Source organism: Tropicimonas sp. IMCC34043, assembly GCF_003390845.1.
In the GTDB taxonomy this organism is placed as follows: Bacteria; Pseudomonadota; Alphaproteobacteria; order Rhodobacterales; family Rhodobacteraceae; genus Tropicimonas.
The window spans coordinates 227,199-246,101 of the sequence record NZ_QMEK01000002.1; the positions used below are offsets into that span (position 1 = coordinate 227,199).

Annotated in this window: 22 protein-coding genes; 11 read left to right on the forward strand and 11 right to left on the reverse strand. The window is 64.4% G+C overall.

Translation table 11 applies throughout. The features are described from left to right. Positions 1-25: 25 nt before the first annotated feature. The 3 genes from DQG17_RS10825 to DQG17_RS10835 are packed head-to-tail and all read right to left on the reverse strand — an operon-like array spanning position 26 to position 2,406. Positions 26-658, reverse strand: coding sequence for a Smr/MutS family protein (locus tag DQG17_RS10825; RefSeq protein ID WP_116132854.1), 633 nt, complete (start codon positions 656-658; stop codon positions 26-28). A 22-nt stretch (positions 659-680) separates the two neighbouring features. After that, on the reverse strand, positions 681-1,730 hold the full coding sequence (locus DQG17_RS10830; RefSeq protein ID WP_116132855.1) for an MltA domain-containing protein: 1,050 nt from the start codon (positions 1,728-1,730) through the stop codon (positions 681-683). Between the two features lie 7 nt (positions 1,731-1,737). Further along, positions 1,738-2,406: a Tim44/TimA family putative adaptor protein gene (locus tag DQG17_RS10835; protein WP_116132856.1), complete on the reverse strand. Its 669-nt coding sequence runs from the start codon at positions 2,404-2,406 to the stop codon at positions 1,738-1,740. A 123-nt stretch (positions 2,407-2,529) separates the two neighbouring features. Between DQG17_RS10835 and DQG17_RS10840 the strand changes: the two genes are divergently transcribed. Then, positions 2,530-3,024, forward strand: a complete 495-nt coding sequence (locus tag DQG17_RS10840) for an FxsA family protein (RefSeq protein WP_116132857.1) — start codon at positions 2,530-2,532, stop codon at positions 3,022-3,024. 79 nt (positions 3,025-3,103) lie between these two features. Continuing rightward, complete coding sequence (gene secB, locus DQG17_RS10845) at positions 3,104-3,604, forward strand: protein-export chaperone SecB (protein ID WP_116132858.1); 501 nt, start codon at positions 3,104-3,106, stop codon at positions 3,602-3,604. A gap of 149 nt (positions 3,605-3,753) precedes the next feature. Here the strand turns inward: secB and dnaQ are convergent, their stop codons facing one another. The 4 genes from dnaQ to DQG17_RS10865 are packed head-to-tail and all read right to left on the reverse strand — an operon-like array spanning position 3,754 to position 6,473. Continuing rightward, on the reverse strand, positions 3,754-4,446 hold the full coding sequence (gene dnaQ / locus DQG17_RS10850; protein WP_116132859.1) for a DNA polymerase III subunit epsilon: 693 nt from the start codon (positions 4,444-4,446) through the stop codon (positions 3,754-3,756). After that, positions 4,439-5,035: a dephospho-CoA kinase gene (gene coaE / locus DQG17_RS10855; protein WP_116132860.1), complete on the reverse strand. Its 597-nt coding sequence runs from the start codon at positions 5,033-5,035 to the stop codon at positions 4,439-4,441. Before coaE ends, dnaQ begins: the two co-directional genes overlap by 8 nt. Beyond that, complete coding sequence (locus DQG17_RS10860; RefSeq protein ID WP_116132861.1) at positions 5,032-5,865, reverse strand: shikimate dehydrogenase; 834 nt, start codon at positions 5,863-5,865, stop codon at positions 5,032-5,034. The genes coaE and DQG17_RS10860 overlap by 4 nt, the downstream gene beginning before the upstream one ends. Further along, positions 5,862-6,473, reverse strand: a complete 612-nt coding sequence (locus DQG17_RS10865; RefSeq protein ID WP_116132862.1) for a nucleoside triphosphate pyrophosphatase — start codon at positions 6,471-6,473, stop codon at positions 5,862-5,864. Before DQG17_RS10865 ends, DQG17_RS10860 begins: the two co-directional genes overlap by 4 nt. Positions 6,474-6,873: 400 nt before the next feature. Here DQG17_RS10865 and hemJ point away from each other — a divergent pair, with 400 nt between their 5' ends. From hemJ to DQG17_RS10900, 7 genes are all read left to right on the forward strand, one after another. Continuing rightward, entirely contained in the window at positions 6,874-7,335 is a 462-nt protein-coding gene (gene hemJ, locus DQG17_RS10870; protein ID WP_116132863.1) for a protoporphyrinogen oxidase HemJ, read from the forward strand. A gap of 128 nt (positions 7,336-7,463) precedes the next feature. Next, positions 7,464-8,735 carry a transcription termination factor Rho gene (gene rho, locus DQG17_RS10875; RefSeq protein WP_116132864.1) on the forward strand — a complete coding sequence of 424 codons (1,272 nt, stop codon included), beginning with the start codon at positions 7,464-7,466 and terminating at the stop codon, positions 8,733-8,735. 28 nt (positions 8,736-8,763) lie between these two features. After that, positions 8,764-10,044, forward strand: a complete 1,281-nt coding sequence (gene mnmE / locus DQG17_RS10880; protein ID WP_116132865.1) for a tRNA uridine-5-carboxymethylaminomethyl(34) synthesis GTPase MnmE — start codon at positions 8,764-8,766, stop codon at positions 10,042-10,044. A gap of 11 nt (positions 10,045-10,055) precedes the next feature. After that, entirely contained in the window at positions 10,056-11,918 is a 1,863-nt protein-coding gene (mnmG, locus tag DQG17_RS10885) for a tRNA uridine-5-carboxymethylaminomethyl(34) synthesis enzyme MnmG (protein WP_116133164.1), read from the forward strand. Continuing rightward, a complete protein-coding gene (gene rsmG / locus DQG17_RS10890) occupies positions 11,911-12,543 on the forward strand; it encodes a 16S rRNA (guanine(527)-N(7))-methyltransferase RsmG (protein WP_232829405.1) in 633 nt (210 codons plus the stop codon). The genes mnmG and rsmG overlap by 8 nt, the downstream gene beginning before the upstream one ends. Beyond that, the gene (locus tag DQG17_RS10895; protein WP_116132867.1) at positions 12,536-13,351 is read left to right on the forward strand and encodes a ParA family protein; all 816 of its coding nucleotides are present in this window, start codon (positions 12,536-12,538) and stop codon (positions 13,349-13,351) included. Before rsmG ends, DQG17_RS10895 begins: the two co-directional genes overlap by 8 nt. Positions 13,352-13,361: 10 nt before the next feature. Next, the gene (locus DQG17_RS10900; protein WP_116132868.1) at positions 13,362-14,273 is read left to right on the forward strand and encodes a ParB/RepB/Spo0J family partition protein; all 912 of its coding nucleotides are present in this window, start codon (positions 13,362-13,364) and stop codon (positions 14,271-14,273) included. Here DQG17_RS10900 and DQG17_RS10905 read toward each other — a convergent pair. Genes DQG17_RS10905 through rph form a run of 4 tightly spaced genes read right to left on the reverse strand, consistent with a single transcriptional unit; the run spans position 14,248 to position 17,098 of the window. Continuing rightward, complete coding sequence (locus DQG17_RS10905; RefSeq protein ID WP_116132869.1) at positions 14,248-14,601, reverse strand: YbaN family protein; 354 nt, start codon at positions 14,599-14,601, stop codon at positions 14,248-14,250. The genes DQG17_RS10900 and DQG17_RS10905 overlap by 26 nt on opposite strands. Further along, positions 14,592-15,812 carry a radical SAM family heme chaperone HemW gene (gene hemW, locus DQG17_RS10910; RefSeq protein WP_116132870.1) on the reverse strand — a complete coding sequence of 407 codons (1,221 nt, stop codon included), beginning with the start codon at positions 15,810-15,812 and terminating at the stop codon, positions 14,592-14,594. Before hemW ends, DQG17_RS10905 begins: the two co-directional genes overlap by 10 nt. Next, the gene (rdgB, locus tag DQG17_RS10915) at positions 15,769-16,383 is read right to left on the reverse strand and encodes an RdgB/HAM1 family non-canonical purine NTP pyrophosphatase (protein WP_116132871.1); all 615 of its coding nucleotides are present in this window, start codon (positions 16,381-16,383) and stop codon (positions 15,769-15,771) included. Before rdgB ends, hemW begins: the two co-directional genes overlap by 44 nt. A gap of 1 nt (position 16,384) precedes the next feature. Further along, on the reverse strand, positions 16,385-17,098 hold the full coding sequence (gene rph / locus DQG17_RS10920) for a ribonuclease PH (RefSeq protein ID WP_116132872.1): 714 nt from the start codon (positions 17,096-17,098) through the stop codon (positions 16,385-16,387). Between the two features lie 128 nt (positions 17,099-17,226). On the opposite strand from rph, the gene hrcA reads away from it, so the two are divergent. Beyond that, a complete protein-coding gene (gene hrcA / locus DQG17_RS10925) occupies positions 17,227-18,291 on the forward strand; it encodes a heat-inducible transcriptional repressor HrcA (RefSeq protein ID WP_116133165.1) in 1,065 nt (354 codons plus the stop codon). Between the two features lie 71 nt (positions 18,292-18,362). Then, the gene (locus DQG17_RS10930) at positions 18,363-18,887 is read left to right on the forward strand and encodes a nucleotide exchange factor GrpE (RefSeq protein WP_232829423.1); all 525 of its coding nucleotides are present in this window, start codon (positions 18,363-18,365) and stop codon (positions 18,885-18,887) included. Positions 18,888-18,903: the final 16 nt, after the last annotated feature.

Sequence of the window (18,903 nt, forward strand, 5' to 3'; positions counted from 1 at the left end):
GGCACAGCGCGCTGTCCTGCCCGGATTATCCGTTCCGCCTCAGATAGACGTAATAGGCGCCGCCGCCGCCATGGCTCTGGTGGGCGTCTGTCAGCTGCAGCACCACACCGCCGAGCGGCGGCGCCTGCAGCCAGCCCGGCACATGGTGGCGCAGCACCCCGCGCGGGGTCGGGATCGGGCCGTCATCGTCGCGCAGCTTGCCCTTGCCGGTGACGACGGCGACAAGCCGAAGCCGCTCGCCATGGGCGCGCAGGATGAAACGGATCAGCGCGGGATGGGCCTGCGCCAGGGTCATCCCGTGCAGGTCGAGCGTGCGTTCCGGCGAAAGCTTGCCGCGTTTCATCCGCTGAAAGGTCTTTCGGTCCATCCGCAACGGCTGCGCGGCAAGCCGTGCTTCAAGCGTCGGCAGGATGTCGTGGCCCTTCGAGTGATCATAGCGCACCGCCTCGCCGAGCGAGAAGGGTGCGATTCGCAGCGGATCGGGGGTCCGCGGCGGTGCGTCCCTGGACGGCATCTCGATTGTCGACTGGGTCTGCAGCGGCGTCTGTTCGGTGCTGAGCGCGCGCGCCTCGGGTTTTATCGGGTTCGCCGTCCCCGCGACCCTGCGCCAGATCGCGAGGTCGTCCTCGCTCAGTCTTGGCGGGTGCTTTTTTGACATGGGTCAGGGTCCGGGCAGTACGTCAATTCCCCTCAGCCATCGCATAGGCGCGCTGGATCGGCAACAGAACCACCATCCGGCCGCCGTCGCGAACCCGCCCCGCCTGCCGGCCGGCAGCGTTTCCGGTCCCAAAGAAGATATCCGCCCGCTGCGGCCCCTTGATGGCCGATCCGGTGTCCTGGGCGATCATCAGCCGTTCGAACGGCGCATCGCCGGCCTTTTCCACCCAGACCGGTGCGCCAAGCGGCACATAGGCGGGATCGACGGCGATCGAGCGCCGCGGCGTCAGCGAACGGTTCATGGCGCCAATCGGACCGGCACGGGACGGTAGGCCCTCGATCATACGGAAAAACACGTAGGACGCGTTGTGTTGCAACAGTTCGCGCCCTTCATCCGGATTGTCGCGGACCCAGGACCGGATCATTGCGGCCGATGCCTCGTGCGGTTGAAACACACCGCGTCGCACCAGCTCTTCGCCGACCGATTGATAGGGATGCCCGTTGTGGCCGGCAAAGCCCAGCCGCAGCACATTGCCGTCCGGCAGGTGGATCCGTCCCGACCCCTGGATCTGGAGGAAAAACAGATCGACCGGGTCGTCGACCCAGGCGATTTCGAGCCCCCGGTCCGCCAGCGCACCGCCATCGATCTCGGCCCGGGTCGGGCCCTGGCCGTCGGTCGGCAGATCGGGGGGCAGGGCATAGACCGGAAAGCGGTATCGGTCGTCGGGGGCGAGGGCACCGGCAAGTTCGGGTTCGAAATATCCGGTGAAGCGTGCCGCATCCTCGCCACCGATCAGCACCGGACGAAAGAATGTCTCGAAGAAGGCGCGCGCGGTGCGGTTCGGCAGGGCCTGATCGCGGGCGATCCGGCACAGCGCCCGTCCCTCGGGGTCACGCGGGATCCCGCAGGTGGTCAGGAAGACCGACAGAGCGGCGCCTTGATCGCTTTCGGCCCAGCCCGCCAGATCCTGAAACGACAGCATCGTGGCAGAGGGCGCGGCACGCGCAGGCATCCCCAAGACGGCAAAGGCCCAAAACGCGACCACCAGGTGCGCCCGAGGCAACCGTGACATGAGCGGACTATTCGACCGTGGCGACGAGCTGCCAGTTCGGGTCGCCGGTGCCCATCTTGCGGGCAAAGCTCCAGACATCCTTCTGGCGCTTGATTTCGGTGTCGCTGCCCTCGAGCACGGTGCCGGTGGCATCGCGCACGATCGAGGTAAGCTCGCCGAGGAACCGCACCGTGATCTCGCCGATATCGGTGGCGGGATCGAAGGTCGCATCGACAAGCGTCAGTTCGCGCACGCCGACGAAATTCGCCGTCACCGACAATCCCTGCTGGCGGCGGTGGGCAATGCCGGCGGCGAAGGCATCGTGGACATCCGGAGCAAGGAACGGTGCAACGGGATCGAGATCGCCGTGTTCGAAGGCCATGAGGATCATCTCGTAGGCACCGCGCGAGCCTTGCAGGAAGTCGCCGACGCTAAAGCCGGGCTCGACCCGCTTCATCTGCGCGAGCGCAATGGCCGCATCGCTGCCTTCGGCCACATGATCGGTGATGTCATGGTCAGGGCCGCCCTCGATCACCTCGAAATCCGGACGATCGGACACCTGCCGGCCGATGACCGACTCGTCAGGCACCTGCGGCTTTTCGAAGCCTTCACGGGTTCCAAGTACGGAGCGGAGCCGCAAAATCAGGAATATCGCTATTCCGGCCAATACCAGCAACTGGATCACGGCAGCACTCATATGGTCCTCTTCTAGAAACGCTGGGGTTGGTAAACCAACGCGTTCATACCTATGTAGGCGACGCGCCAAGACAAGTCCACTCGCACCGCCTTTGCGGTTTGAGGAATAAACCGGAGGAAATCCATGCCGCTGTTTGCCCTGTTTCTGGTCATCCCGCTGGTCGAGATCATGCTGTTCATTCAGGTGGGCCAGTTGATCGGGCTGGGCTGGGTTCTGTTGATCGTTGTTTTTACGGCGATTCTGGGAACCTGGCTGATACGACAGCAGGGCCGGGGCGTGATGCGCCAGCTTATGGAAACCTTCAACGACATGCGCGATCCGACCGAACCGCTGGCGCATGGGGCGATGGTGTTGTTTGCCGGTGCGCTTCTGGTGACGCCGGGGTTTTTTACCGACACGCTCGGATTTCTTTTGCTCATCCCCAAGGTGCGTGAAACGGTCTTTCGCCGTTTGCGGTCTCAGATCGTGGTTCGCACCACCATGGCCACCGGCACCACCTGGCAGACCCGAACCACAGAGCGGCCCGGGGACGCCGGCGACGTGATCGAGGGGGATTTTCAGGAAATCGACCCCGAGGCGCGCCGCACGAATGGGCCATCCGGCTGGACGCGGGATTGAGGCGCGACCCGGGCTTTGCTAAGCCGCGGGCAAGATACACGCCAGATCTCACGAAACTCACGGTCCAAGGAGTAAAGACATGTCCGATACCCAAAACGAAAACGGCGCCGCCCAGGAACCTCAATCCGTGAAGATGCAGGTCCTCGGACAATACATCCGCGATCTCTCCTTCGAGAACGTCGTCGCCCAGAAGGGTGCGCAGGGCGAGGTTTCGCCCGACATTCAGGTTCAGGTGAACCTCGATGCGCGCAAGCGGCCGGCGGACAACCAGTACGAAGTGATCACGAAGTTCAAGGTCGAGAGCCGCAACAAGGCCGACAAGGCGCCGCTGTTCCTGCTGGAACTTGAATATGCGGGCATCTTCGTGATCGAAAACGTCCCCGAAGAGCAGCTTCACCCCTTCCTTCTGATCGAATGCCCGCGGATGCTGTTCCCCTTCGTGCGCCGGATCGTCAGCGACATGACCCGCGACGGCGGCTTCCCGCCGCTGAACCTCGACAACGTCGATTTCCTGGCGCTCTACCGTCAGGAACTGGTGCGCCGCGCCGAAGCCGACAAGCTGAAGAAGGCCGACGCCTGAGAAAGGGCGTTTCCGGGTGGCTGCGCAGCGACCCGGAGCGCAGTCCATGACGGCAAGGGGGTCGGGGGCGCTGCCCCCGCCGCGGCACGCCGCGGCGCCCCCGAGGTATTTCAGCCAAGAAGAAGCCCGCGGGGGACCCCGGTTCCCCGCTAGCGCAAAAACCTGCGCCAGACGGCCGCGGGTCCGAGGCGGTCGAGCAGGCGGTCGTGCGCTGCGCGTTCGTCCTCGGTCAGACGCGGAGGCAGCGGGGCCGGGCGAGGCCGGGGGCGCCAGGCCGCCTGACCGTTGCTGCCTGCATTCGCCGCGGAGGCGCCAAGCGCGAAATCGGGCTGCCGGCCACCGATCAGTTCAAGATAGACCTCTGCCAGGATCTCGCTGTCGAGCAGAGCGCCGTGCAGGGTGCGGGAAGAACTGTCGATGCCGAAGCGGCGGCAGAGCGCGTCGAGCGAGGCGGGCGAGCCCGGAAAGCGTTTTCGCGCGATCGCGAGGGTATCGAGCGCACGCTCCATCGGCAGCCGCGGCTGGCCTGCCCACTCGAGTTCGGCATTCAGGAACTTCATGTCGAAGCTCGCATTGTGGATCACCAGCCGTGCATCGTTGACGAAGGCAAGAAAGTCGGCCGCGATGGAGCGAAACACCGGCTTGTCGGCCAGAAATTCGGTGCTGAGCCCGTGGACATCGAACGCCTCGGTCGGCATGTCGCGCTGCGGGTTTATGTACTGGTGATAGGTGCGGCCGGTTGGCACGTGGTTGTCGAGCTCGACACCGCCGATCTCGACAATGCGGTGGCCGTCGAACGGGTCGAGCCCGGTGGTTTCGGTGTCGAGCACGATTTCACGCATGAACCTTGCGCAGCCTTTCCAGAAGGGCCCGAACCTGGGCACGGGCGCCGTCAAGGGTCGAGGTTTCGATGATCTCGTCGGCGCGCAGGCGTTTTTCCTCGTCGGGAAGCTGACTTTCGAGGATGCGCCGGAACTGATGGGAGGTCATGCCCGGACGGTCGAGCACGCGGCGCTGCTGCTCGGCGCGCGGCGCCGATACGACGACGGTCATGTCCATGTCCGCCTCGGCGCCGGTTTCGAACAGCAGCGGGATGTCGAGCAGCAGGATCGGCGCGGTCGCCGCGGCAACGAAAGCGGCGCGATCTTGCGCCACCAACGGGTGAACCACACGCTCGATCCGGCGCAACGCCGCCGGATCCCGGGCAATCCAGGCCTTGAGCGCGTCGCGGCTGACCGCACCGTCCAGGATCGCGTCGGGGTGCAGCGCGCCGATCGGGCCGACGGCCGCACCGCCCCGGGCATAGAGCCGGTGGACCGCTTCGTCGGCATCCCAGACCGGCACGCCTTCTTCGGCGAACATGGCCGCGGTCGTCGACTTTCCCATGCCGATGGAGCCGGTCAGACCGATCAGGAACGGACGCCCGGTCATGACCCCAGGATCGCGGTGCGCAGGGTGTCGTCGACCTCGGGCCTGTGCCCGAACCAGCGCTCGAACGCCGGCACTGCCTGATGCAGCAGCATCCCGAGGCCGTCGACGGTGCGGCAGCCGCGGGCCTCGGCGGCTTGCAGCAGCGTGGTCCGGAGCGGGGTGTAGACGAGGTCGGTGACCACCGCGGCGGCTTCGAGCCGGTCGAGCGGCACCCGGAACTCGGCCTTGCCGGTCATGCCAAGCGAAGTCGTGTTCACGACAGTACGGGCGCCGGGCAGCATTTCGGCCGCGCGGGCCCAGTCGTGAACCGTGATCCGCGGCCCGAACTCGACCCGCAGCGCCTCGGCCCGTGGCCGGGTGCGATTGGCCAGACGGATCTCGGGCACCCCGGCGTCGAGCAGGCTGGTGATCACGGCACGGGCCCCGCCGCCTGCGCCGAAGACGACCGCGGGGCCCGCGGCCGGATCCCAGTCGGGCGCATTCTGGCGCAGGTTGGCCAGAAAGCCGTAGCCGTCTGTATTGTCGGCGTGAATCCGGCCGTCCGGCTGAAAGATCAATGTGTTGGCCGCGCCGGCCAGCGCCGCGCGGTCGGTGACGTGATCGGCATATGCCAGCACGGATTCCTTGTGGGGAATGGTGACATTGGCGCCGACGAACCCCATGCGGGGCAGGGCACCCAACACCTCGCCCAGATCGGCCTCGGCCACGTCGAGCGGAACGTAATGGCCGCGCAGCCCGTAGGTGCGCAGCCAGTGGCCGTGGAGCCGCGGCGACAGCGAATGCGCCACCGGCGATCCGATAACGCCCGCGAGGGGGATCCTGTCATTCATGTCTCAATCATTCCCATGGCGGCAAGATGATCCAGAAGAGGCAGCAGCGGAAGCCCCAGAACGGTGAAGAAATCGCCGTCGATCCGGGTGAAGAGTCGCACGCCCTCGGCCTCGAGCATATAGGCGCCGACGCAGGCACCGATCGCGGGCCAGTTTCGCGCCACATAGCTGTCGATATAGCCCTCGGAAAGCGGGCGCATGGTCAGGCGGGCGCGGGCGACATGGCGCCAGACCGCACGCCCGCCGGCATGGAGGACGGCGGCGGAGTGCAGGGTGTGGCTGCGCCCGGAGAGTTCGGCAAGCTGGTCGCGCGCGGCCGCGGGGGTTTCGGGCTTGGTCAGGATGCGACCGTCGATGTCGAGGATCTGATCGCAACCAAGGACAAGCGCCTCGGGCCGTTTTGCCGCCACCCGCGCTGCCTTCAGCTCTGCCAGATGGTCGGCGACGTCACGCGGCGGTATCGCTTCGGCCTCGGCCGCCTGACGCAGCGCTTCCTCGTCGACCCGCGCCGACTGGACCTCGAAAAGCAGACCGGCGTTGCGCAGCAGCCGGGCACGAACCTCGGACCCCGAGGCCAGGACGAGCGGTGGCGCGGTCGGTGCGGTCATGTGCGGATCCCTGTGGAAAACCCCGGTATGGGCGGCGGAGATCTTGTGGCCCGAATGGGACAGAATTGCCAGCACGGCGACTTGCGGTGAACAACCGCAGATTCCGAAGCCGTTGATACAGGGTGGAGATCGTTGTTCGCGGGGGTGGAACAAGTTGGCTTATCCCGCCGACCGGAACGGCTGTCTTTCGGTTATCCCCAGGATTTGGTGACTTACAAGTATTTGATAATATTATTATTTACCGAAACTATCCAAAGATCCGCAGAGGGGCCGCGCAGACACGCAGACGTTGAACAAAGTTGTGGAGAATATCGCAATCCACATAGCCACAGGGCCTACAACAACAACAACCTTTTTTCTTTCTATCCTTGTTTCTATAGAGGGGGCGGCAACACGAAGGATGAAAACGATGCTTAGCGACTTTCTGGCGGACACTTACCTCTGGTCAAAGTCGCTGCACGTCATCTCGGTGATTTCCTGGATGGCGGGGTTGTTCTATCTGCCACGGCTTTACGTGCATCACTCCGAGCAGACGACGGCTGGCACAGAGATCGACGCGACGTTCCAGATGATGGAACTCAAGCTTCTGAAATTGATCATGAATCCGTCGATGATCGCGACCTGGGTCTTTGGATTGGCGCTGGTCTTCACACCCGGCATCGTCGACTGGAGCTCGCTCTGGCCCTGGACCAAGGCTGCGGCGGTGCTGGCGATGACCTGGTTTCACATGTGGCTGGCGATGCGACGCAAGGACTTCGTGCGCGGAGATTTCCGGGTCTCGGGCCGGACCTATCGGTGGATGAACGAGCTGCCGACGGTGCTGATGATCATCATCGTTTTCTCGGTGATCCTGCGGTTCTGAAGCGCGCCAAAGCGCAGGCCATTGACTTCGTCGTTCGTCCTGCCTAGATGGGCGGCTAATGGCTATCCTGCCAGGACTCTCCAAGACATATACCAATGGCCGGACCACGGCCGAGGACTATTCCCCTGATGCCCGAATTCTCGCTTACCCTGTCCGATCTGAAAGCCAAAACTCCCGCTGACCTTCTGGCGATGGCCGAAGAGCTTGAGATCGACAACGCCTCGACGATGCGCAAGGGGGACATGATGTTCTCCATCCTCAAGGAGCGCGCCGAGGACGGTTGGGAGATCTCCGGCGATGGTGTTCTGGAGGTCATGCAGGACGGGTTCGGATTTCTGCGCTCGCCTGAGGCGAATTATCTGCCCGGTCCCGACGACATCTATCTGTCGCCCGACATGATCCGCCAGCACTCGCTGCGCACCGGCGACACCGTCGATGGGGTGATCCAGGCGCCGCGCGAGAACGAGCGATATTTCTGCATGACGAAGGTGACGACGATCAACTTCGAATCGCCGGAGCGCGCACGTCACAAGATCAACTTCGACAACCTGACGCCGCTCTATCCCGACGAACGGATGACGATGGAGATCGAAGACCCCACGATCCGCGATCGGTCCGCCCGGATCATCGACCTGGTGGCGCCGATCGGCAAGGGACAGCGGAGCCTGATCGTGGCACCGCCGCGGACCGGCAAGACCGTGCTGCTGCAAAACATCGCCAATTCGATCGAGAAGAACCACCCGGAATGCTATCTGATCGTCCTGCTGATCGACGAGCGGCCCGAGGAAGTCACCGACATGCAGCGCAGCGTGAAGGGCGAGGTGATTTCCTCGACCTTCGACGAGCCGGCCACACGGCACGTTGCGGTCAGCGAGATGGTGATCGAAAAGGCCAAGCGGCTGGTCGAGCATAAACGAGATGTTGTGATCCTTCTCGATTCGATCACAAGACTTGGTAGAGCTTACAACACTGTGGTGCCATCTTCGGGCAAGGTCCTGACCGGCGGCGTCGATGCGAACGCGCTGCAGCGTCCCAAGCGCTTCTTCGGTGCGGCCCGGAATATCGAGGAGGGCGGATCGCTGACCATCATCGCGACGGCGCTGATCGACACCGGCAGCCGCATGGACGAAGTGATCTTCGAGGAATTCAAGGGCACCGGCAACTCCGAGATCGTGCTCGACCGCAAGGTCGCCGACAAGCGCGTGTTCCCGGCCATGGATATCCTGAAGTCTGGCACGCGGAAGGAAGAGTTGCTGGTCGACAAGGGCGATCTGCAAAAGACCTTCGTGCTGCGACGGATCCTGAATCCGATGGGGACGACGGATGCGATCGAGTTCCTGATTTCCAAGCTGAAGCAGACAAAGAGCAACGCCGATTTCTTCGATTCGATGAATACCTGATCGACGTCAGAGTACCCCGGAGACCGTTATGGACACGATTTTCGCCCTGGCAACGGCGCCTGGCCGTGCCGGGGTAGCCGTCGTGCGTGTATCGGGTCCGGCCGCCTGGACCGCGTGCGAGGCGCTGGCCGGACGTTTGCCGCGCCCGCGTCTGGCCAGCCTGTGCCGGCTGCACGAGGGCGGGGAGCTGATCGACGAGGCGCTGGTTCTGGTGTTCGAGTCTGGCAGCAGCTTTACCGGCGATCCAGTGGTGGAATTTCAGACCCATGGCAGCGTTGCGGTTGTGAACCGTCTGCTCGCGGCATTGTCGCGAATCGACGGCTTGCGGCCGGCAGAGGCGGGGGAGTTCACTCGGCGGGCGCTGGAAAACGAGCGGCTCGATCTGGCGCGGGTCGAAGGACTGGCCGATCTGATCGAGGCAGAAACCGAGGCGCAGCGGCGTCAGGCGATGCGGCTGTTCGAGGGGGATCTTGGCAAGCGCGTCGAGGATTGGCGCGCGCGGCTGCTGCGGGCGGCGGCTCTTGTCGAGGCGGGGATCGATTTTGCCGACGAGGAGATCCCGCAGGATATCTGGCCCGAGGTTGCGGCGCTGGTTCAGCGGCTGATCGCCGACTTTTCTGCCGAGATTGCCGGGATCGGCACAGCAGAGCGGCTGCGGCACGGATTCGAGGTCGCCATCGTCGGCGCCCCCAACGTGGGAAAATCGACGCTCTTGAACCGGTTGGCGGGACGCGAGGCGGCGATTACCTCGGAATTCGCCGGTACGACGCGGGATGTGATCGAGGTTCGCATGGATCTGGGTGGCCTGCCGGTGACACTCCTTGATACCGCTGGGCTGCGGGAAACCGAGGATGTCATCGAGGCAATCGGGGTGACGCGCGCGCGGGAACGGGCCGAGGCGGCGGACCTGCGACTGTTTCTTGGGGGCGAAGATCTGGGAATTTCGTTGCAGGCCGGGGATATCCTGGTCGCACCCAAGGCCGATCTTCAGCCGGGCGGCGGTGGCCTGCGGGTTTCCGGGCGGACGGGCGAGGGGGTCGATGCGCTGCTGGCCGAAATTCAACGGGAATTGTCCGACCGACTTGGCGCGACCCAGACGGCTGTTCGGCTCCGCCATGGCGAGGCGTTGGTGCGGGCAGTGACGGCTTTGGACTCCGCGACCGAGCTGCTATATATGCCCGAGGACGTGGCAGAGTTGATCGCTGAGCAGATACGGCAGGCCATCCGGGCGGTGGATTCGCTGGTCGGGCGGATCGGGGTCGAGGACGTGCTGGGCGAGATCTTCGCGAGCTTCTGCATCGGAAAGTAGGATTGTTTCACGTGAAACACGATTTTGACGTCATCGTGGTCGGCGGCGGCCATGCGGGATGCGATGCGGCGGCCGCGGCAGCGCGGGCGGGGGCAAGCGTTGCGCTTGTGACCTTGAAGCTGCAGGACCTGGGCACAATGTCGTGTAACCCGGCGATCGGGGGCCTGGGAAAAGGCCACCTGGTACGGGAAATCGACGCGCTCGACGGCCTTATGGGGCGGGTCGCCGACCGCGCCGGAATCCAGTTCCGGCTGTTGAATCGCAAGAAGGGCCCGGCTGTCCAAGGGCCACGTTCCCAGGCGGACCGCAAGCTCTATCGCGCTGCGATGACGCAGGAAATTACAGAATATCAAAGGCTTACTGTGATAGAGGGCGAGGTTGCAAGCCTGGTCCTGGATGGTCGGACCCTGCGTGGCGTCAGATTCGGAGACGATGCCGAGGTTACGGCAAGGGCAGTGGTTCTGACGACGGGGACATTTCTGAATGGCCTCATCCATATTGGCGACGAGAAATCGCCCGGCGGGCGCATGGGCGGCCGTCCGTCGATCGGATTGGCTGAACAGATCAAGTCCATGGGCCTTGCCACGGGCCGATTGAAGACCGGGACTCCCCCACGCCTTGACGGGCGGACCATCGACTGGGACGGGCTGGAAGAACAGTCTGGCGACGACGATCCGGCGATGTTCTCGTTTCTGTCCTCGGGGCCGGTCGCCCGACAGATTTCCTGCCGCATTACCCACACGAATGAACGCACCCACGACATCATCCGGCAGAATCTGTCGCGATCAGCGATGTATGGCGGGCATATCGAAGGGGTGGGTCCGCGCTATTGTCCCTCGATCGAGGACAAGGTCGTCCGATTCTCTGAAAAGGCCTCGCACCAGATCTTTCTGGAGCCCGAAGGGCTGGATGATCCGACGATCTATCCGAACGGTATCTCGACCTCACTGCCGCAGGATGTGCAGGAAGCCTATGTGCGCTCGATCCGCGGGCTCGAAAATGTAGCGATCCTGCAGCCGGGCTACGCCATCGAGTACGACTATCTCGATCCCAGGGGCCTCGATCTGACGCTCGCACTGAAAGACCACGAGGGCATTTTTCTCGCCGGGCAGATCAATGGCACGACGGGCTATGAGGAAGCCGCAGCACAAGGTCTTGTGGCGGGACTCAACGCAGCACGCTTTGCCTTGGGTCAGGATCCGGCGCAGCTGCAGCGATCCGACAGCTATATCGGCGTGATGATCGACGATCTCGTCACTCAGGGCGTCTCCGAACCCTATCGAATGTTCACCTCGCGGGCCGAATACCGGCTGTCCTTGCGTGCGGACAATGCAGATCAGCGTCTGACACCGCTCGGAATCGCATGGGATCTGGTCTCGGACGCACGGAAGCGGGCGTTCGACGCCAAATTGGAGCGGATAGATGCGGCCCGTGAGATACTGGGAGAGATTTCGGTATCGTCTCGGGCGTTGAACGGCGCCGGGATCCGGGTCAATCCCGATGGTCCGCGCCGCAATGCGTTGGAATCCCTGGCGCTTCCCGGCGCGGGGATTGGGGCGCTGACGCAGCTGGTTCCGGAACTTGCGGGTTTCGATCCTGTCACTCTGGAGCAGATCGGCCGCGATGCGATGTACGAATCCTACCTTCAGCGGCAGCGCAAGGACGTCGAAGCGCTGCAGCGCGACGAATCCTGGGAGATTCCGGGCGATTTTCGCTACGAGGACCTCCAGGGGTTGTCTGCCGAGTTGCAGGGCAAGTTGAAACGGGTCAAGCCGCGCACATTGGCGCACGCGGGTCGGATCGAAGGGATGACGCCGGCCGCCCTGACCCTGATCCTTGCCCATCTGCGACGTGGGGAGCGAAAACGTGCCTGATCTGGCTTTGAGCCTCGAAAGGCACCTCGGTCTGTCTGTTTCACGTGAAACACTCGAACGGCTGACCATCCATCTGGAATTGCTGGAGAAGTGGAATCCAAGGATCAACCTTGTTTCCCGCGCGACCTTGCCCGAGGCTTGGCAACGCCATGTCCTCGATTCTGCGCAAGTATTTCAGTTCTCTCCGGCCTCCGGGGGGCTTTGGCTGGATTTTGGCACGGGCGGCGGTTTCCCCGGGCTCGTTTGCGCCATCCTTGCGGCCGAACTGCACCCCGATCTCGCCTATACCTTCGTCGAAAGCGACGGGCGCAAGGCGGCATTCCTGCATCAGGTGCTTGCCGCAACGGGACTTCGGGCAGAGATTCGCGCAGACCGTATTGAGGCGGTGCCGCCGCAGGCAGCCCGGATCGTTTCGGCCCGTGCTGTTGCAGCCTTGCCGAGCCTTTTGGCCTATGCGCAGCCGCATCTGGCGCCGGGAGGGACATGCCTGTTCCCCAAGGGCGCCAATCATGACGAAGAAATAGCACTGGCGCGGCAACACTGGCGCTTCAAGCTCAGCAAGAAGCCGAGTATAACGGAAGACAAGGCGGTCATCCTTGTACTTGGAGATATCGAGCGTGTCTGAGACCTCCCGGTCCAAGGGACCAAAGATCATTGCCGTCGTGAACCAGAAGGGTGGCGTCGGCAAGACGACGACCGCGATCAATCTTGGTGCGGCGTTTGTCGAACGCGGTCAAAGGGTGCTGATCGTCGATCTGGACCCGCAAGGGAACGCGTCGACCGGGCTCGGGATCGAGCGGTCCGAACGCGAGAAGACAACGTACGATCTTTTGCTCGACAATGTCCCTTTGGGCGAGGTCTTGCGGCCAACCGACGTCGAAGGCCTATATATTGCGCCTTCAACCACCGATCTCAGCTCTGCCGACATCGAACTGGTTTCGAACGAGCGCCGCAGTTTCCTTTTGCATGACGCGCTTCGTGCGGCCGAGGTGGCGGGATTCGGCCTCGATCATATCCTGATCGACTGCCCGCCGTCGCTGAACCTGCTGACCGTCAATGCCATGGTCGCGGCGCATTCCGTTCTGGTGCCGCTGCAAAGCGAGTTCTTTGCCCTCGAAGGCCTGTCGCAACTGATGCTGACCCTGCGCGAGGTTCGGGCCAGTGCCAATCCCGAGCTACGGATCGAAGGCGTGCTGCTGACCATGTATGACAGTCGCAACAATCTGTCCCAGCAGGTCGAGGAGGATGCGCGCGCCGCACTCGGCAATCTGGTGTTCCGCACCCGTGTTCCGCGCAATGTCCGGCTCAGCGAGGCGCCAAGTTTCGCCAAATCGGTGCTGGAATATGATACCATGTCGAAGGGTAGCGTCGCCTATCGGGCCTTGGCCCATGAAATGATCGAACGGGGCATTGCAGCGACCCCGGCGGTGTGAGGAGGGCAGAATGGACAACATTCCGAGGAAGACCCGCGGACTGGGCCGCGGCTTGTCCGCGCTGATGGCGGATGTGTCGATTGACGGCCACGGCGCGGCGCCGGAGGCGCCCGTGACAGCCGAGCGCCATCTGCCGATCGAGGTGCTGGAGCCGAACCCGGATCAGCCGCGCAAGACTTTCCTGCCCGAAGCATTGCAGGAACTGTCGGAGTCGATCCGCACAAAGGGCATCCTTCAGCCGTTGATCGTGCGGAAAAGCCCAAGGACTCCAGGTAGTTACGAGATCGTGGCCGGCGAACGCCGGTGGCGGGCGGCGCAGATGGCGCAGTTGCACGAAGTGCCGGTGATCCTGCGCGATCTCGACGACACCGAAGTGCTCGAGATTGCGATCATCGAGAATATCCAGCGTGCGGATCTGAACTCGGTCGAAGAGGCGCTGGGGTTTCGTCAGTTGATCGAACGCTTCGGTCACACGCAGGAACAGCTCGCCCAGGCGTTGGGGAAAAGCCGCAGTCACATCGCCAACTCGATGCGCCTGCTGCAACTGCCCGACCAGGTGCAGGAGATGCTGCGCGGCGGCCAGTTGTCGGCCGGTCATGCCCGCGCGCTGATCACCGCGACCGATCCGGCAGCACTCGCCCGCCAGGTCGTTGCCGGCAACCTGTCGGTGCGCGAGACCGAGGCTATGGCGAAGCGCGCCGCCACCGGCGCTGTGACGCCTGTTGCCCGGGCGAAGCCTGAAAAGGATGCCGACACCCGCGCGCTCGAACAGGATCTGTCGGCGAACCTGCGGATGAAAGTGACGATCGAGCATCTGGATATCGACGGCTCGGGCCGGATTATCCTGCGCTATCGTTCGCTCGACCAGCTTGACGCGCTGTGCCGAGTGCTGTCGGCTACGCCGTTGGACGAGTCCATATAAAGGCCAGCATCAGCCCGAGTGCGACGGCCTGAACCGCCAGCAGCGATAGCCGCAGGCCGATTGCCAGCGATATCCCGAACACCACCGCGGCCGAAAGCGTCGCCATCCGCTTGCCGCGGCGGCTGATCGCGCCGCGCTCGCGCCAGTTCAGGATCGTTGGTCCGAACAGCGGGTGGCTGACGATCCAGTCGTGCAGCCGCTCGGACGACCGGGCAAAGCAGAATGCTGCGAGCAGGATGAAAGGCACCGTCGGAAGCAACGGCAAGACCACGCCGAGCATGCCCAGCCCGAAGGCGAGGCACCCGGCCACACCCCAGATCAGCCGCACGACTCTCCCACCAGCAAATTGCGCAGAAGCGCGTTGAGCAGCAGACGGCCGCGCGCTGTCGCCCGCACCCGGTCGCCGTCGATCTCCAGCAGCCCGTCTTGCGAGGCATCGAAAATGCGCTGCGACAGCCCCGGATCGACGCCCATCGCCTGGGCTCGCGCAAGCGAAATCCCTTGCCGGACACGCAGCCCCATCATCAAATATTCCTCGGCGCGTTCCTGACCCGAAAGCGGCTCCCAGACCATCGCTGCGGGGGCGTCGGCCTCGGTCGCCTGCAGCCAGATCTCCGGTGCGCTTGGTGAAACAGTCGCGTGGCGGGTGCCTGCCAGTGTCAGGCGGCCATGGGCGCCAGGCCCTATACCTGCGTAATCTCCGCCATTCCAATACAACATGTTGTGCTGGCTCTCGGCGCCCGACCGTGCGAAGTTCGACACCTCATAGGCGTCGAGGCCGGCCGTCGCGCAGCGCTCCAGCGTCGCGTCGTACATGTCGGCGGCCAGATCCTCGTCGGGCAGCCCGCGCAGCCCGCCGGCGGCAAAGCGCGCGCCAAAGGCAGTGCCGGGCTCGATCGTCAGTTGATACAGCGACAGATGGTCGATGGCGAGCGCAAGTGCCCGGTCGAGCTCGGCCTGCCAGCGGACCAGCGACTGGTCCTGACGGGCATAGATCAGATCGAACGACACCCGTTCGAACGTCGCCCTGGCGATCTCAAAGGCGTGGACCGCCTCGGCCGCCGTGTGCCGCCGCCCGAGCTGGCGCAAGTCGTCGTCGTTGAGCGCCTGCACCCCCAGCGACAGACGGTTCACGCCGGCCTCGCGATAGCCGGCAAAGCGCCCCGCCTCGACCGAGGTCGGATTGGCCTCGAGCGTCACTTCCCAGTCGTTGGCAACGGGCCACATCGCGCGCACGGTGTCGAGCACCGCGGCGACCGTCTCGGGTGCCATCAGGCTGGGCGTGCCGCCACCGAAATAGACCGACCGCAGCACGCGGCCTTCGGTCCGTGCGGCGACGCGGGCGATGCCCGCGGCAAAGGCCGCCGCCCAACGCGGCTGGTCGATCGATGCGGCGACGTGCGAATTGAAGTCGCAATAGGGGCATTTCGACTGGCAGAACGGCCAGTGCAGGTAGAGGCCGAACCCGGCCTCTACCCAGTCGGCGCGGGGCGGGTCAGCCGCGGGCAAAGCAGCCAGCAACCAGCTTGGCGAAAGCATCGGCCCGGTGGCTCATCGCATGTTTCCGCGCCGGGTCCATCTCGCCAAAGGTCTCGGCCTCGCCATCGGGCAGGAACATGGGGTCAAAGCCGAAGCCTTCAACGCCGCGGATCGGCCAGACCAGCCGCCCCGAAACCTGCCCGTCGAAGACCTCGTCGTGGCCATCGGGCCAGGCCAGGCACAGAACCGCGTGGAACTGGGCGTTGCGCGGTTCGGGGGCGGCGATCTTCTCGCATTCCTCCCAGACCTTCGCCATGGCCATGTGGAAATCGCGGCCCTCGGGCGTCTCGGCCCAGTTCGCGGTATAGACGCCCGGCGCGCCGCCAAGCGCATCGACCGTCAACCCGCTGTCATCGGACAGTGCCGGCAGGCCGCTGGCCTTTGCTGCGGCGTGGGCCTTGATCCGGGCGTTGCCGGCAAAGCTGTCCTCGGTTTCGTCGGGCTCGGGCAGGCCAAGCTCGCCGGCCGAGCGTACGGTGACCCCGAAAGGCGCCAGCAAGGCCGCGATTTCGCGCAGCTTGCCGGCGTTGTGGGTCGCAATGATCAACTCGTCGCTGTCGAACTGGCGCATCTCAGGCTCCGACTGCGGCTTTCTGGGCCGCCACCAGCTCGGCCACGCCAGCGTCGGCCAGCGCCATCAACTGGTCGAGTTCGGTGCGCGAGAAGGTCGCGCCCTCGGCCGAGGCCTGAACCTCGATCAGCCGCCCGCCGCCCGTCATCACGAAATTGCTGTCGGTCCCGGCCTCGCTGTCCTCGGCATAGTCCAGATCGACCACGGGCTGACCGCCATAGATCCCGCAGCTGACCGCCGCCACATGATCGATGATCGGGTCGGTGCGGATGTCGCCGGCCTTCATCAGCTTGTTGACGGCCAGCCGCAGGGCCACCCAGCCACCGGTGATCGAGGCACAGCGCGTGCCGCCATCGGCCTGGATCACGTCGCAGTCGATCGAGATCTGGCGCTCGCCCATGGCAACGCGGTCGACACCGGCGCGCAGCGCGCGGCCGATCAAGCGCTGAATCTCCTGGGTGCGCCCGGACTGGCCCTTCTTGGCCTCGCGCTGCATGCGGGAATGGGTCGCCCGCGGCAGCATTCCGTATTCGGCCGTCACCCAGCCGAGGCCGGTGTTCTTCATAAACGGCGGCACCCGCTCTTCGAGGGTGGCCGTGCAGAGCACATGGGTATTGCCACAGCGGATCAGGCAGGACCCTTCGGCATATCGGTTCACACCGGTCTCGATAGAGATCGGGCGCATTTCTGTGACCTTTCGGCCGGACGGACGCATGGGGCTCTCCTTCTGGGTCGCTTTCCTCTAGGCGTTGATGCAGAGTTGATGCAACCCCGATTGACGGTCACCGCAATAGCGCTTTAACTCCGAGGCCGACCCGAGGCGAGAGCGACAGAGCCATGACCATGAGCGACGGCGCCAGGATCCTGGAACAGATGAACGAGCGGTCGCGCGAAGTGTTTCGCCGTGTCGTCGAGGGCTATCTTTTGACCGGCGATCCGGTGGGGTCGCGCACGCTCAGCCGCACGCTGCCGGAAAAGGTCTCGGCGGCGACGATCCGCAACGTGATGCAGGATCTCGAATATCTCGGGCTTCTGAATAGCCCCCATGTCTCGGCCGGCCGGGTTCCGACGCAGTTGGGGTTGCGGATGTTCGTCGACAGCCTGCTCGAAGTGCGCGATCTGGATCAGAGCGACCGCGCGCAGCTCGAAGCGACGCTGGGGCGGAGTGATTCGGATATCGGCGACATGCTGGCCCGGGTCGGCTCTGCGCTGTCGGGGGCGACGCAGGTGGCAAGCCTGGTGCTGGCACCCAAACACGAGGCGCCGATCCGGCACATCGAATTCGTGCAGCTCGGCCCGGACCGGGCGCTGGTGGTGCTGGTCTTTGCCGACGGGCAGGTCGAGAATCGGGTTTTCACGCCACCGCCGGGCCAGACGCCATCGTCGATGCGCGAGGCCGCGAATTTCGTCAATTCGCTTGCCGAGGGCCGGACCGTTTCGGATCTGCGCGGGATCATGGCCCGCGAAATCGCCGCGCGCCGGCAGGAAATCGACATTGCGGCCCGCGATCTGGTGGAAAGCGGCATGGCGATCTGGGAGGACAGGGGCGAGCCGACCGAGCGGCTGATCGTGCGCGGCCGCTCGCACCTGCTCGAGGAAGGCACGGCACCCGAGGATCTGGAGCGGGTCCGGTCGCTGTTTGACGACCTCGAACGCAAACGCGACATCGCCGAGTTTCTCGAACTGACCGACGAGGGCGCGGGTGTGCGCATTTTTATCGGCTCCGAGAACAAGCTTTTCTCACTTTCGGGTTCCTCTTTGGTGATCTCTCCCTATATGAACGCGGATCGAAGGATCGTGGGTGCGGTCGGTGTGATTGGACCTACGCGGCTGAACTATGGCCGCATCGTGCCCATCGTGGATTACACCGCGCAGCTGGTGGGCCGGATGATCTCGGACCGGAGCTAGGATAGACGATGGCAGACGCGAAGAAAGACGAATTTGAAACCCTTCAGGGTGAGGACCTTGCCGCCCCCGGAATGGCCGAGGACGCCGACGAATTCCTGTCCGATCCCCTTGCCGGTTTCGACCCGACCGAAGAGATCGAGGCGCTGAAGGCGGAGCGAGACGAATTTCGCGACCGTTTCATGCGCGCGCTCGCCGAGGCGGAGAATTCGCGCAAACGCGGCGAACGTGATCGTCGCGAGGCCGAACGCTATGGCGGTGCCAGGCTTGCCCGCGATCTGCTGCCGGTGTTCGACAACCTCAGCCGGGCGCTCGGCGCCGTGACCGACAGCCAGCGCGAGCAGGCCGGTGCGGTGATCGAAGGTGTCGAGCTGACCCTGCGCGAATTGCAGAGCGTCTTTGGCAAGCACGACATCACGCTGATCGAGCCCAAGGCAGGCGACAAGTTCGACCCGCAGCTGCATCAGGCGATGTTCGAGGCACCGGTGCCGGGGACCAAGGCGGGTCAGATCATCGAAGTGATGACCATGGGATTCCTGCTTCACGACCGTCTGCTGCGCCCCGCGCAGGTCGGCGTGTCGTCGATGCCGGCGTCCTGAGCCGCGCGCCGCGCGG

What these genes read in the sequence shown, in the direction of transcription:
- DQG17_RS10825 (WP_116132854.1), bottom strand. Translation starts at nt 658, where the DNA reads ATGTCAAAAAAGCACCCGCCAAGACTGAGCGAGGACGACCTCGCGATC.
- DQG17_RS10830 (WP_116132855.1), bottom strand. Translation starts at nt 1,730, where the DNA reads ATGTCACGGTTGCCTCGGGCGCACCTGGTGGTCGCGTTTTGGGCCTTT.
- DQG17_RS10835 (WP_116132856.1), bottom strand. Translation starts at nt 2,406, where the DNA reads ATGAGTGCTGCCGTGATCCAGTTGCTGGTATTGGCCGGAATAGCGATA.
- DQG17_RS10840 (WP_116132857.1), top strand. Translation starts at nt 2,530, where the DNA reads ATGCCGCTGTTTGCCCTGTTTCTGGTCATCCCGCTGGTCGAGATCATG.
- secB (WP_116132858.1), top strand. Translation starts at nt 3,104, where the DNA reads ATGTCCGATACCCAAAACGAAAACGGCGCCGCCCAGGAACCTCAATCC.
- dnaQ (WP_116132859.1), bottom strand. Translation starts at nt 4,446, where the DNA reads ATGCGTGAAATCGTGCTCGACACCGAAACCACCGGGCTCGACCCGTTC.
- coaE (WP_116132860.1), bottom strand. Translation starts at nt 5,035, where the DNA reads ATGACCGGGCGTCCGTTCCTGATCGGTCTGACCGGCTCCATCGGCATG.
- DQG17_RS10860 (WP_116132861.1), bottom strand. Translation starts at nt 5,865, where the DNA reads ATGAATGACAGGATCCCCCTCGCGGGCGTTATCGGATCGCCGGTGGCG.
- DQG17_RS10865 (WP_116132862.1), bottom strand. Translation starts at nt 6,473, where the DNA reads ATGACCGCACCGACCGCGCCACCGCTCGTCCTGGCCTCGGGGTCCGAG.
- hemJ (WP_116132863.1), top strand. Translation starts at nt 6,874, where the DNA reads ATGAAAACGATGCTTAGCGACTTTCTGGCGGACACTTACCTCTGGTCA.
- rho (WP_116132864.1), top strand. Translation starts at nt 7,464, where the DNA reads ATGCCCGAATTCTCGCTTACCCTGTCCGATCTGAAAGCCAAAACTCCC.
- mnmE (WP_116132865.1), top strand. Translation starts at nt 8,764, where the DNA reads ATGGACACGATTTTCGCCCTGGCAACGGCGCCTGGCCGTGCCGGGGTA.
- DQG17_RS10900 (WP_116132868.1), top strand. Translation starts at nt 13,362, where the DNA reads ATGGACAACATTCCGAGGAAGACCCGCGGACTGGGCCGCGGCTTGTCC.
- hemW (WP_116132870.1), bottom strand. Translation starts at nt 15,812, where the DNA reads ATGCTTTCGCCAAGCTGGTTGCTGGCTGCTTTGCCCGCGGCTGACCCG.
- rdgB (WP_116132871.1), bottom strand. Translation starts at nt 16,383, where the DNA reads ATGCGCCAGTTCGACAGCGACGAGTTGATCATTGCGACCCACAACGCC.
- rph (WP_116132872.1), bottom strand. Translation starts at nt 17,098, where the DNA reads ATGCGTCCGTCCGGCCGAAAGGTCACAGAAATGCGCCCGATCTCTATC.
- hrcA (WP_116133165.1), top strand. Translation starts at nt 17,227, where the DNA reads ATGAGCGACGGCGCCAGGATCCTGGAACAGATGAACGAGCGGTCGCGC.
- DQG17_RS10930 (WP_232829423.1), top strand. Translation starts at nt 18,363, where the DNA reads ATGGCCGAGGACGCCGACGAATTCCTGTCCGATCCCCTTGCCGGTTTC.